Source organism: uncultured Escherichia sp. (assembly GCF_948475835.1).
In the GTDB taxonomy this organism is placed as follows: domain Bacteria; phylum Pseudomonadota; class Gammaproteobacteria; order Enterobacterales; family Enterobacteriaceae; genus ECMA0423.
On the sequence record NZ_CAOLGM010000134.1, the window covers coordinates 1 to 11,685 of the forward strand.

Consider the following 11,685-nt stretch of genomic DNA (forward strand, 5'->3'; position numbering starts at 1 on the left):
CTGTTTGGCCTGATGCTGACTCTCTGTTCCAGCGTGATGGGCGTGCTGGCGGGGGCGCTACAAGGCTATTACGGCGGTAAAGTCGATCTCTGGGGACAACGCTTTATTGAAGTATGGTCGGGGATGCCGACGCTGTTTTTGATTATTTTACTTTCCAGCGTCGTACAGCCTAACTTCTGGTGGCTGCTGGCAATTACTGTCTTGTTTGGCTGGATGAGTCTGGTCGGCGTGGTGCGGGCGGAGTTTTTACGTACTCGTAATTTCGACTACATTCGTGCGGCACAGGCGCTTGGCGTCAGCGATCGCAGTATCATCCTGCGTCATATGTTGCCTAATGCCATGGTCGCGACCCTCACCTTTTTACCGTTTATTTTATGTAGTTCGATAACCACCCTGACCTCGCTCGATTTCCTCGGCTTCGGTCTACCGCTCGGTTCACCGTCACTCGGTGAACTGCTGTTACAAGGGAAAAATAACCTTCAGGCCCCGTGGCTTGGGATCACCGCCTTCTTGTCGGTGGCGATATTATTGTCTTTGCTGATCTTTATTGGTGAAGCCGTCCGCGACGCATTTGATCCTAATAAGGCGGTGTAGCATGACGCAAACTCTGTTAGCGATTGAAAATTTGTCGGTGGGTTTTCGCCATCAGCAAACCGTACGTACAGTAGTCAATGATGTTTCACTACAGATTGAGGCTGGCGAAACGCTGGCGCTGGTGGGTGAGTCAGGTTCAGGCAAAAGCGTTACCGCGCTGTCAATTTTACGCCTGCTCCCTTCCCCGCCGGTTGAATATCTCTCCGGCGATATTCGTTTTCATGGCGAATCGCTGCTTCATGTCAGCGATCAAACGTTGCGCGGTGTACGCGGTAATAAGATCGCCATGATTTTTCAGGAACCGATGGTGTCGTTAAATCCATTGCATACCCTGGAAAAACAGCTTTATGAAGTGCTTTCACTCCACCGCGGGATGCGTCGGGAAGCGGCTCGTGGCGAAATTCTTAACTGCCTTGATCGCGTTGGTATCCGCCAGGCGGCAAAACGGCTGACAGATTATCCGCATCAGCTCTCCGGCGGCGAACGCCAGCGGGTGATGATTGCGATGGCGCTGTTAACGCGACCGGAATTATTAATTGCCGATGAACCGACCACCGCACTGGACGTCTCTGTCCAGGCGCAGATTTTACAGCTGTTGCGCGAACTGCAAGGCGAGCTGAATATGGGCATGCTGTTTATTACTCATAACCTCAGCATTGTCAGAAAACTGGCCCACCGCGTGGCGGTAATGCAAAACGGTCGCTGTGTCGAGCAAAATTACGCCGCTACGCTATTTGCATCACCCACTCATCCTTACACACAAAAGCTACTCAACAGTGAACCGTCAGGCGATCCAGTGCCGTTGCCAGAACCTGCCTCAACGTTGCTGGATGTTGAACAGCTTCAGGTTGCCTTCCCCATTCGCAAAGGGATTTTGAAGCGCATTGTGGATCATAATGTGGTGGTGAAAAACATCAGTTTTACGCTACGAGCGGGTGAAACACTGGGTTTAGTGGGCGAGTCCGGTTCCGGGAAAAGTACGACGGGACTGGCGCTGCTGCGACTGATTAATTCTCAGGGCAGCATCATCTTTGACGGTCAGCCACTGCAAAATTTAAATCGCCGCCAGCTGTTACCTATTCGTCATCGCATTCAGGTGGTATTTCAGGATCCAAACTCCTCGCTCAACCCACGACTCAACGTTTTGCAGATTATTGAGGAAGGCTTACGGGTTCACCAGCCGACGCTTTCTGCCGCACAACGCGAACAACAAGTGATAGCCGTGATGCATGAAGTGGGATTAGATCCTGAAACACGCCACCGTTATCCGGCGGAGTTCTCTGGTGGTCAGCGACAACGTATTGCGATTGCCAGGGCATTAATTCTTAAGCCCTCGCTGATCATACTTGATGAACCGACATCATCACTCGACAAAACGGTACAGGCGCAAATATTGACGCTATTGAAATCATTGCAACAAAAGCATCAACTGGCCTATTTGTTTATCAGCCACGATTTGCACGTTGTCCGCGCGTTATGTCATCAGGTTATCGTACTGCGACAAGGGGAAGTAGTGGAACAAGGACCGTGCGCGCGCGTGTTTGCCACACCGCAGCAGGAGTATACGCGTCAGCTACTGGCGTTGAGCTGACGCTTAAAAAGGATTGTAGTTTGAAAAGGGTTCGGCAATTGCCACACCAAAATTTTTCAATCGGCATGTTGCAGCAAACTCGTCCTGGCGATTTACAAACAGGCACGGCTCACCTTCACACTCCAGCACCGAACATGGAACTTCGATGTCGCTTAACGCCTGGCTTAGTTTATACATCACCGACCATGCATTATCACCATCCGGGCTAAGCAATTTAAGCGCCACCAGGCTGTTGTCACCGCACGGTCCATTTTGCGGAATCGGTTCAACCTTCGAACCTGCGAAACCAGCAGACCAGCGATAGTTCTGCGGTAGACGATGGACGATTGAGAGTTGTAATGAAGTCACTTATTTTCCCCGGAAGTACATTTACTTCACAATTTGTTTACATCAATTTTAACACATCATCAACAATCCGTCTTTATACAGATCGTAAAGATTGATGCCTCGCCTGAGTGGCCTCTATGGCTCTGATTTAAGTAATATCTGCGGGCGTGGTCACGTTTGCGGGGCTATATGTACCCGTTTCTGCGATCTAACTCAACCTTTTTAACTACAATGATGTGACTTTTTACATAAATTGATTTTACATAAAATAAACATATATCGGGGGAATGATAGATTTGTGGTTGACATGCATCAACAAAGGAAGCCTTTTAGCTTCCTCGTTGTGCAATAGATCACCGTTTTTTCGGCCGACTGGCGTACAGACAGAAGAGAATGGAGCTGGTTGCGCAGAATGCAATTGACCAAATCATCGGCCATGCAGAGTTAAAGGTCGCAAGAGAAAGCAATGCGCCAACAATTGCCCCTATGCCAAAACGGAAGGTTCCTGCCAGCGAAGATGCCGTTCCCGCCATATGGGGAAACTCATCAAGAATGACCGCCATCGCATTGGATGACACCATCGACACGCAGCCCACAAACGCCGCAACGCCAACCACCAGCGACCAGAATCCCAGCCCCAGCAGCGCACTGATGACCATCCACGCTGCCATAATAAATTGTATCCACAACCCCGAGCGGAACATATTTAACGCGCCAATGCGGCGAACGAAGCGGCTGTTAAAGATGGTCATCACGAACAGGAAAACAATGTTTAGTGCAAAGTAATAACCAAAGTTTTCCGGCGCGACGTGGTTAATTTCAATGTAGACAAACGGTCCGGCGCTCAGGAACGAGAACATTCCGGCAAAGCTGAAACCGCTGGCCAGCATATAACTCAGGACACGCTTATGACGGAACAGCGCCGCAAAGTTACCAATAGTGGTACGAATGTGAAATGGCTGACGACGCTCCGGTGGTAAGGTTTCTTTAATCAGGAAGAAAATCATTGCCGAAGCCAGAATCGCCGCTAATGCCAGGATCCAGAAGATGTAATGCCAGCTCAGCCACACCAGCACCCAACCGCCGACAATCGGTGCCATCAACGGTGCAATAGTGGTCACCAGCATGACAAACGACATCATCCGCGAGAACTCTTCTTTCGGGTAAATATCGCGCATCAGGGCGTTAATGACCACGCTGGCCGCAGCCGCAGCCAGCCCGTGGAAGAAACGCATCACAATCAGCTGATCGATGGTGTTTGCCAACGCACACGCCACCGCGGCGGCGGCAAACACCAGCGTACCGCCGAGCACCACCGGCTTACGCCCGAAGCTGTCTGCCATCGGCCCGTAGATTAACTGCCCCAACGCAAAGCCCAGAATATAAGTACTGAGGGTCATCTGCGTACTGCCCGCAGGTACGCCAAACTGCGCTGAAATTACCGGTAGCGCGGGCAGATACATATCAATCGACAGCGGCATCAACATGGCCAGCAGGCCAAGGATAAAAACAATAGCAAACGACGAATGCTGTCGGGTGGTCACAACGGGCTCCTGAAAGTCATGGAAAAGTTAGACGACGCTGGCAATTTCTTCTTCAGTTAACGGACGATATTCACCGGGGGCTAAATCAGCATCCAGCGTAATACCGCCAATACGTTCACGATGCAGCTCAACCACATGGTTACCCACAGCGGCGAACATGCGTTTCACCTGATGATAACGCCCTTCGCTGATGGTCAGACGAACCTGCGTTGGGGTAATCACTTCCAGCACCGCAGGCTTAGTGAGATCTTTTTCGTTATGCAGCTGTACGCCTTTGGCAAATTGCTCTGCCGTATCGTCAGCTACAGGTGATTCCAGTGTCACCAGATAGGTCTTCTCGCAATGATGGCGCGGAGAAGTAATGCGGTGCGACCACTGACCATCATCAGTCATCAGCACCAGACCGGTGGTATCGATATCCAGACGTCCTGCGGCGTGCAGTTTCCAGGCTACCGGTTCATCCAGAAAATAGAGCACCGTTGGGTGATCAGGGTCGTCCGTGGAGCAAACATAGCCCTGAGGCTTATTGAGCATGAAGTAACGTGGACCATGTTGCTGCGCCAGCGGGTTGCCATCGTAAGCGACATCATGTTCAGGAAGCAGTTTGAACGCTGCATTACGGACGATTTCGCCATCGACGGTGACACGATTGCCGCGGATTTCACGCCCGGCAATAGCACGGCTAACGCCGAGTTGCTGTGCGATAAATTTATCAAGTCGCATGTGTGTGATTTTGCCTGTAAAAACGGAGGTCGGGCATTGACCCGAAAATCTGAACTGTTGTCTGCCCAGTATAGCGGTCTAATAACTTCCCTCAAGGGAAAAAGAACCGTGGCATACTATTAGCAGAATAATCTACCTACGCGAGACCATGATTTTTACACTTCGCCCATATCAGCAAGAAGCCGTGGATGCCACGCTCAACCATTTTCGTCGTCATAAAACCCCTGCCGTTATCGTGCTGCCCACCGGCGCAGGTAAAAGCCTGGTGATAGCGGAACTGGCACGGCTGGCTCGTGGTCGCGTACTGGTGCTGGCACACGTCAAAGAACTGGTGGCGCAAAACCATGCAAAGTATCAGGCGCTGGGGCTGGAAGCCGATATTTTTGCCGCTGGGTTAAAGCGCAAAGAGAGCCACGGTAAAGTGGTATTTGGCAGCGTGCAGTCGGTCGCTCGTAATCTTGATGCCTTTCAGGGTGAATTTTCGCTGTTGATTGTCGATGAATGCCACCGTATTGGTGACGATGAAGAGAGCCAGTATCAGCAAATCCTCACTCACCTGACTAAAGTGAATCCCCACTTACGCCTGCTGGGGCTGACTGCCACGCCTTTTCGATTGGGCAAAGGCTGGATCTACCAGTTCCATTATCACGGCATGGTACGCGGCGATGAGAAAGCCCTTTTCCGTGACTGCATTTATGAGCTGCCGCTGCGTTATATGATTAAACACGGCTATCTGACGCCGCCAGAACGACTGGATATGCCAGTAGTGCAATACGATTTCAGCCGCTTGCAGGCACAGAGTAACGGGCTGTTCAGCGAAGCTGATCTCAACCGTGAGCTGAAAAAACAGCAACGCATTACGCCACATATCATCAGCCAGATCATGGAGTTCGCCGAAAAGCGCAAAGGGGTAATGATTTTCGCCGCCACCGTTGAACACGCAAAAGAGATTGTGGGATTACTGCCTGCCGAAGATGCTGCACTGATTACTGGCGACACCCCCGGCGCTGAGCGCGATGTGTTAATTGAAGATTTTAAAGCCCAGCGTTTTCGCTATCTGGTCAACGTCGCAGTACTGACCACCGGATTTGACGCCCCGCACGTCGATCTTATCGCCATTCTGCGCCCTACCGAATCAGTGAGTCTTTACCAACAAATTGTCGGGCGCGGTCTGCGTCTCGCTCCGGGCAAGACTGATTGCTTAATTCTTGATTATGCGGGTAATCCTCACGATCTCTACGCGCCGGAAGTTGGTACACCAAAAGGCAAAAGTGACAACGTTCCGGTACAGGTTTTCTGCCCTGCCTGCGGTTTTGCCAACACCTTTTGGGGGAAAACGACCGCCGACGGGACATTGATTGAACACTTTGGTCGTCGCTGTCAGGGATGGTTTGAAGATGACGACGGTCATCGCGAACAATGTGACTTCCGTTTCCGTTTTAAAAATTGCCCGCAATGTAACGCGGAAAACGATATTGCCGCTCGCCGCTGCCGCGAATGTGACACCGTACTGGTTGATCCGGATGATATGTTAAAAGCGGCGCTACGACTGAAAGATGCGCTGGTATTACGCTGTAGCGGCATGTCTTTGCAGCATGAGCACGACGAGAAAGGCGAATGGTTGAAAATCACCTATTACGATGAAGACGGCGCGGATGTGAGTGAGCGTTTCCGTCTGCAAACGCCCGCCCAGCGAACTGCCTTCGAGCAGCTTTTTATCCGCCCGCATACGCGCACACCGGGCATCCCTCTGCGCTGGATCACCGCCGCCGATATCCTCGCCCAGCAAGCCTTATTGCGACACCCGGATTTTGTCGTTGCCCGCATGAAAGGTCAGTACTGGCAAGTGCGTGAAAAAGTGTTCGATTACGAAGGTCGTTTTCGTCGGGCGCACGAATTACGCGGTTAATGGTAGTTTTGATTGATGTATAAAGCGATTGAGTATAGAATCTCGCCCGCTTTTGCATACGCAAAGCAGATCACTTACCTGTTGCTGGGTCGCCTGTAGCAGGATTAATTTAAGAGAGAAAGAAATGTTTACTATCAACGCAGAAGTACGTAAAGAGCAGGGTAAGGGTGCGAGCCGCCGCCTGCGTGCCGCTAACAAGTTCCCGGCAATCATCTACGGTGGCAAAGAAGCGCCGCTGGCTATCGAGCTGGATCACGACAAAGTCATGAACATGCAAGCTAAAGCTGAATTCTACAGCGAAGTTCTGACCATCGTTGTTGACGGTAAAGAAATCAAAGTTAAAGCTCAGGACGTACAGCGTCACCCGTACAAACCGAAGCTGCAGCACATCGACTTCGTTCGCGCTTAATTGCTGAATAAGTTGTAAAAAACCCCGCTCCGGCGGGGTTTTTTGTATCTGCAGATTATGCCTGATTACGGTATTGCTATTTTTTGCAGGCCAGATAAGGCGTTCACGCCGCATCTGGCATTCAGAACACAAAACCGATTAATTGCCGCCAGACGTCCGGCGCTGCAATTGGTCACGCAAATTCGGCGGCGTGCCTTTAATGGTCAGGGTATCGGTTGCCGGATCCCAGAAGATGCGTTCACCTAACAGCATCGCATCAAAGTTAATAGTCAAGCCACCGCCGCTACCGGCAAACTTCGTCAACTGACGCAGTGTGCTACGGTCTGCCGGGAAGCTCTCTTCCAGTTCGTAGCCTTTTTCAGCCGCAAACTCCGTGAAACTCACTTCGCTGACGCCTGCCAGCTCTTTCGACAGCGACTCCAGTTCGATCTCTTCGCCTGCCTGCAGCTGCTCATTACAGTAGCTATAAACCTGCTGGCGCACGTTCTGTCGCTCTGCTTTATCCAGTTGTGCTTCGGCAGTGAAATCATCAACCGCTTGCAACAGCCCACGGTTTTGCGCTTTCGCGTTTAACCCTTCGCTGGCCCCGAGGAAATCCATAAAGAAATCCGCCACTTTGCGCCCTACTCGCCCTTTCAGGAAAGTGAGATAGCGGGTGGACTCTGGATTGGTTTCCCATTCGGTTAAATCGATACGCGCAACAATATCCGCATGATTGATATCAAGATAATGGGTTGGATTGATGTCGAGATTTTCGTTAACGCGCATACTGCTCAGGTTGCTCAGAACTGCCACCAGCAGATACTCCACCGCCAGATAACGGTAGTGGCAAAACAGCACGAATCCACCGTCAGCAAAAGGATATTTCGCTAATTCGTCACGCAGGCGCCCGGTTGCCGCGCGGCTAAATGCCAGAAAGTCCTCTTCGCCCTGACGCTGTAAGCGCAGCGTCTGCGCCAGTTCACTCTCTTCGCTAAACAAGCCGTAAGCTTTATTTTTGGCGCTATAGACCCGATGCAGTTCTGCCACCATCTCAACGACGGTTTCTGTCGGTTCCAGCAATGAATCGCGCAACACCAGCTCAAGGTTCTGCTCATCACGCTTGATAAGCTGGTGCAGAGCAATCTGGTTGATATCCAGACTCATGATAAACTCTCCTTTAAGACCGGGCGGTATTCAACCACCGCCGGTTAAGCGACGCAATAAAAGATGGCGGTCATTTTACAGAAGGCAGCGTAACGAGAATGATTTAACGCATAAAAAAGCAGAAAAAAAACCGTTGCTACGGTAATATGTTGCCCTTTCATCAACTAACTGATTTCGATTTATGCCACAAATTTCCCGCTACAGTGATGAACAGGTTGAACAATTGCTCGCAGAGCTGCTCAACGTACTGGAAAAACATAAGGCTCCGACCGACCTTTCCCTGATGGTGTTAGGCAACATGGTCACTAACCTTATCAATACCAGCATTGCCCCGGCCCAACGCCAGGCAATTGCCAACTCTTTTGCCCGCGCCTTACAGTCCTCTATCAACGAAGACAAAGCGCACTAAGGGAAACAGATAACAGGTTATGGTAACTCATCGTCAGCGCTACCGTGAAAAAGTCTCCCAGATGGTCAGTTGGGGGCACTGGTTTGCACTGTTCAATATTCTGCTTTCGCTCGTCATTGGCAGCCGTTACCTGTTTATCGCCGACTGGCCGACAACGCTTGCTGGTCGCATTTATTCCTACGTAAGCATTATCGGCCATTTCAGCTTCCTGGTGTTCGCCACCTACTTGCTGATCCTCTTCCCGCTGACCTTTATCGTCGGCTCCCAGAGGCTGATGAGGTTTTTGTCCGTCATTCTGGCAACGGCGGGAATGACGCTATTACTGATCGATAGCGAAGTCTTTACTCGTTTCCATCTCCATCTTAATCCCATCGTCTGGCAACTGGTTATCAACCCAGACGAAAATGAGATGGCGCGCGACTGGCAGCTGATGTTCATCAGCGTGCCGGTTATTTTATTGCTTGAACTGGTGTTTGCGACGTGGAGCTGGCAAAAGCTGCGCAGCCTGACGCGTCGTCGACGCTTCGCGCGCCCGCTGGCCGCATTCTTATTTATCGCCTTTATCGCCTCGCATGTGGTGTATATCTGGGCCGATGCCAACTTCTATCGCCCGATCACCATGCAGCGCGCTAACCTGCCGCTTTCGTACCCGATGACGGCGCGACGTTTTCTTGAGAAGCATGGTCTGCTTGATGCGCAGGAGTATCAACGCCGTCTTATTGAGCAAGGTAATCCAGACGCCGTTTCCGTACAGTATCCGTTAAGCGAACTGCGCTATCGCGATATGGGCACCGGGCAGAATGTGCTGTTGATTACTGTCGATGGCCTGAACTACTCACGCTTCGAGAAGCAGATGCCTGCGCTGGCAGGTTTTGCTGAGCAAAATATTTCGTTCACGCGCCATATGAGCTCCGGCAACACTACAGACAACGGCATCTTTGGCCTGTTCTATGGCATCTCGCCGAGCTATATGGACGGCATTCTGTCGACCCGTACGCCTGCGGCATTAATTACTGCGCTTAATCAGCAAGGCTATCAGCTGGGGTTATTCTCGTCAGATGGCTTTACCAGCCCGCTGTATCGCCAGGCATTGTTGTCAGATTTCTCGATGCCGAGCGTACGCACCCAATCCGACGAGCAGACCGCCACGCAGTGGATCAACTGGCTGGGCCGCTACGCACAAGAAGATAACCGCTGGTTCTCGTGGGTCTCTTTCAATGGCACTAACATTGACGACAGCAATCAGCAGGCATTTGCACGGAAATATAGCCGGGCGGCAGGCAATGTCGATGACCAGATCAACCGCGTGCTCAATGCACTGCGTGATTCTGGCAAACTGGACAATACGGTGGTGATTATCACTGCCGGTCGGGGTATTCCGCTGAGCGAAGACGAAGAAACCTTTGACTGGTCCCACGGTCATCTGCAGGTGCCATTAGTGATTCACTGGCCAGGCACGCCGGCGCAGCGTATTAATGCTCTGACTGATCATACCGATCTGATGACGACGCTGATGCAACGCCTGCTACATGTCAGCACACCTGCCAGCGAATATTCGCAAGGTCAGGATTTGTTCAACCCTCAACGCCGTCATTACTGGGTTACTGCAGCGGATAACGATACGCTGGCAATTACCACCCCGAAAAAGACGCTGGTGCTGAACAATAACGGTAAATACCGCACTTACAACTTACGTGGTGAAAGAGTGAAAGATGAAAAACCACAGTTAAGTTTGTTATTGCAAGTGCTGACAGACGAGAAGCGTTTTATCGCTAACTGATTAATTATAAATCAGTTAGCAAAATATCTTACTTGCAATCGGTGTGGAAAACGGTAGTATTAGCAGCCACGAGTCGGCACGTAGCGCAGCCTGGTAGCGCACCGTCATGGGGTGTCGGGGGTCGGAGGTTCAAATCCTCTCGTGGACCAAAAATCCCAAGAAAAAACCAACCTTTACGGTTGGTTTTTTTTATATCTGCAATTAATTCGATAAACAGACCGTGACACATCACAGCCTGTTTATTTTTTGTTATCAGAACGTCCAGACCACACCCGCCTGAGTATTCCACGGCGATTCTACCCCTGCGCCATTGCCATAGCTGACTGACAAATGACCGCTTAACGTCGGGGTAAACGATGACCTTATCCCAGCCTGATAAACGCCACGGGTTCCAGCCACATCATTATTAAATTTGCCATCGTCATTAACTTTCACCTGGTTAGAATCGGCGTATTCCTGACGCACGGCGGCTTTCAGTCAGGGTTCCAGCGTCGTACCGTTTTGCAGGTCCATGTGATAGCTTACCGCCGTTCCCGCTTCAGCGCGTAATATCCGGGTATTTCCCACATCCGCGCGCATGCCGTTTGATAACGTGTAGTCCTGACCATCTGTGGTAAAGCCGGTAAAGGCCAGATAGGGTCTAACACTCCACAATCCGTCAACCCAACGGAACCCGCTCTCGACATGAGCACCCGCGCCGTTACTATTGTAATCGCCAAACGCTGTTGCCCCATTACTCATCTTGCAATGGATGGTGTTGGCAAAACGGTCAACTTTCACCACTCCATCAACATAGGCACCGTTCTGATGCTCCCAACCGGCATAAGCCCCCAGGGTATAGCTATCGACATTGCCTTTGCCGCCGCGATCAAAACCAATATCAGAATGAGAGTAACCAAAGAACAAGCCGCGAATTGTGCTGGTTTCTTCACGGGAGAAACGGCTATCGATACCGAGCGTCAGCCCGGTCAATGTTTGCTCAAAGCCAGCGCCCGCATCAGTGGTCACGTTGTTGCGGGTGTTAATTGCCGAACTCCACATCGCCGTATCGTAATTAACGCCTTTTACGCTACCAAGACGCTCACGCACGGTGTCCAGTTCTGCATCAAATACCAGCGGTTGTGCTGCCGCCATATTCAGCACATCAGTGGTTGAAGGGGTAATTTGCGCGCGATTCTCTGCCAAACTCCAGCTATGGTTGCCATTATCCAGCAAGGTATATTCATACGTACCGATATTAACAACGCCTCCGG

The 11,685-nt window shown here is 51.1% G+C and carries 10 protein-coding genes, 1 tRNA gene and 1 pseudogene; 7 read left to right on the forward strand and 5 right to left on the reverse strand.

The window, feature by feature from the left end:
• Both QZF50_RS19860 and yejF read left to right on the forward strand, forming a co-directional pair.
• Nucleotides 1-594, forward strand: a 594-nt coding sequence (locus QZF50_RS19860) for a microcin C ABC transporter permease (protein ID WP_042209824.1), incomplete at its 5' end; no start/stop codon positions are given.
• 1 nt (nt 595) lies between these two features.
• Nucleotides 596-2,185 carry a microcin C ABC transporter ATP-binding protein YejF gene (gene yejF / locus QZF50_RS19865; protein WP_000194940.1) on the forward strand — a complete coding sequence of 530 codons (1,590 nt, stop codon included), beginning with the start codon at nt 596-598 and terminating at the stop codon, nt 2,183-2,185.
• 3 nt (nt 2,186-2,188) lie between these two features.
• Here the strand turns inward: yejF and QZF50_RS19870 are convergent, their stop codons facing one another.
• The 3 genes from QZF50_RS19870 to rsuA all read right to left on the reverse strand — a co-directional run bounded on the left by QZF50_RS19870 (nt 2,189) and on the right by rsuA (nt 4,779).
• Nucleotides 2,189-2,533, reverse strand: a complete 345-nt coding sequence (locus QZF50_RS19870; protein WP_000202798.1) for a YejG family protein — start codon at nt 2,531-2,533, stop codon at nt 2,189-2,191.
• Between the two features lie 332 nt (nt 2,534-2,865).
• The gene (gene bcr, locus QZF50_RS19875; protein WP_000213361.1) at nt 2,866-4,056 is read right to left on the reverse strand and encodes a multidrug efflux MFS transporter Bcr; all 1,191 of its coding nucleotides are present in this window, start codon (nt 4,054-4,056) and stop codon (nt 2,866-2,868) included.
• A 27-nt stretch (nt 4,057-4,083) separates the two neighbouring features.
• Nucleotides 4,084-4,779 carry a 16S rRNA pseudouridine(516) synthase RsuA gene (rsuA, locus tag QZF50_RS19880; protein ID WP_001234850.1) on the reverse strand — a complete coding sequence of 232 codons (696 nt, stop codon included), beginning with the start codon at nt 4,777-4,779 and terminating at the stop codon, nt 4,084-4,086.
• 148 nt (nt 4,780-4,927) lie between these two features.
• Here rsuA and QZF50_RS19885 point away from each other — a divergent pair, with 148 nt between their 5' ends.
• Together QZF50_RS19885 and rplY are read left to right on the forward strand one after the other, a co-directional pair.
• Complete coding sequence (locus QZF50_RS19885; RefSeq protein WP_000578076.1) at nt 4,928-6,688, forward strand: DEAD/DEAH box helicase; 1,761 nt, start codon at nt 4,928-4,930, stop codon at nt 6,686-6,688.
• A gap of 124 nt (nt 6,689-6,812) precedes the next feature.
• Entirely contained in the window at nt 6,813-7,097 is a 285-nt protein-coding gene (rplY, locus tag QZF50_RS19890) for a 50S ribosomal protein L25 (protein ID WP_000494183.1), read from the forward strand.
• 138 nt (nt 7,098-7,235) lie between these two features.
• Here rplY and yejK read toward each other — a convergent pair whose 3' ends face one another.
• Nucleotides 7,236-8,243, reverse strand: coding sequence for a nucleoid-associated protein YejK (gene yejK / locus QZF50_RS19895; RefSeq protein WP_000050789.1), 1,008 nt, complete (start codon nt 8,241-8,243; stop codon nt 7,236-7,238).
• Nucleotides 8,244-8,424: 181 nt separating this feature from the next.
• On the opposite strand from yejK, the gene QZF50_RS19900 reads away from it, so the two are divergent.
• The 3 genes from QZF50_RS19900 (at nt 8,425) to QZF50_RS19910 (ending at nt 10,581) form a co-directional block, all read left to right on the forward strand.
• A complete protein-coding gene (locus QZF50_RS19900; protein WP_001135667.1) occupies nt 8,425-8,652 on the forward strand; it encodes a YejL family protein in 228 nt (75 codons plus the stop codon).
• Nucleotides 8,653-8,671: 19 nt separating this feature from the next.
• A complete protein-coding gene (yejM, locus tag QZF50_RS19905) occupies nt 8,672-10,432 on the forward strand; it encodes an LPS biosynthesis-modulating metalloenzyme YejM (RefSeq protein ID WP_000256200.1) in 1,761 nt (586 codons plus the stop codon).
• A 79-nt stretch (nt 10,433-10,511) separates the two neighbouring features.
• Nucleotides 10,512-10,581 (forward strand) — tRNA-Pro (locus tag QZF50_RS19910).
• Between the two features lie 103 nt (nt 10,582-10,684).
• On the opposite strand, the pseudogene yejO reads toward QZF50_RS19910, so the two are convergent.
• A pseudogene (yejO, locus tag QZF50_RS19915) lies at nt 10,685-11,685 on the reverse strand (autotransporter YejO); the annotation flags it as partial.

What these genes read in the sequence shown, in the direction of transcription:
- yejF (WP_000194940.1), top strand. Translation starts at nt 596, where the DNA reads ATGACGCAAACTCTGTTAGCGATTGAAAATTTGTCGGTGGGTTTTCGC.
- rsuA (WP_001234850.1), bottom strand. Translation starts at nt 4,779, where the DNA reads ATGCGACTTGATAAATTTATCGCACAGCAACTCGGCGTTAGCCGTGCT.
- QZF50_RS19885 (WP_000578076.1), top strand. Translation starts at nt 4,928, where the DNA reads ATGATTTTTACACTTCGCCCATATCAGCAAGAAGCCGTGGATGCCACG.
- rplY (WP_000494183.1), top strand. Translation starts at nt 6,813, where the DNA reads ATGTTTACTATCAACGCAGAAGTACGTAAAGAGCAGGGTAAGGGTGCG.
- yejK (WP_000050789.1), bottom strand. Translation starts at nt 8,243, where the DNA reads ATGAGTCTGGATATCAACCAGATTGCTCTGCACCAGCTTATCAAGCGT.
- QZF50_RS19900 (WP_001135667.1), top strand. Translation starts at nt 8,425, where the DNA reads ATGCCACAAATTTCCCGCTACAGTGATGAACAGGTTGAACAATTGCTC.
- yejM (WP_000256200.1), top strand. Translation starts at nt 8,672, where the DNA reads ATGGTAACTCATCGTCAGCGCTACCGTGAAAAAGTCTCCCAGATGGTC.